Source organism: Paraburkholderia sp. EG286A (assembly GCF_040965375.1).
In the GTDB taxonomy this organism is placed as follows: Bacteria; Pseudomonadota; Gammaproteobacteria; order Burkholderiales; family Burkholderiaceae; genus Paraburkholderia.
In genome coordinates this window covers 1-411 of sequence record NZ_JBFRCB010000036.1, presented here as the reverse complement: position 1 = coordinate 411, position 411 = coordinate 1, and the positions used below count along the sequence as shown (strand labels likewise).

The following is a 411-nucleotide window of genomic DNA, read 5'->3' as shown; positions in this document are numbered from 1 at the left end:
TCGTGCCGGTGCCGGTTGCGAGCGGGGGCGAAGGGGACGGCGCGCCCGGCGAGCCTGAGACGGCGGTGCCCGTGGAAATGGTCATGCGCGAGCAGCCGCGCGCCATGCTGCCTGTGTGGCAGCAGATCGCGGCCTGCGTACCCCCGTATCGTGGTCGCCGCGCGGGGCTGTACTGGCTGGACGTGCTCGCGTGGTGCGTGCTGGCCGGGGCGATCGCATGGATCGTGCTGCTGGTGATCTCGGGTCTGGGTAACCACGCACTTGTCAAGGAGGCCGAAACGACCGCTGCGGTTGCCCTGGAGGCCACGCCAGGTTCGCCGCAGGCGATGCGCGCGCAACTCGCCCTCCAGCGGCAGATCAAGACGCTCGAATACCGCCGGGACCATGGCGCACCGTGGTATCTGCGCGCAG

The 411-nt window shown here is 70.3% G+C and carries 1 pseudogene; it reads left to right on the top strand.

Going from position 1 to position 411, the window contains the following annotated elements:
* Nucleotides 1-83: 83 nt before the first annotated feature.
* A pseudogene (locus AB4Y35_RS42125) lies at nt 84-411 on the top strand (type VI secretion protein VasK); the annotation flags it as partial.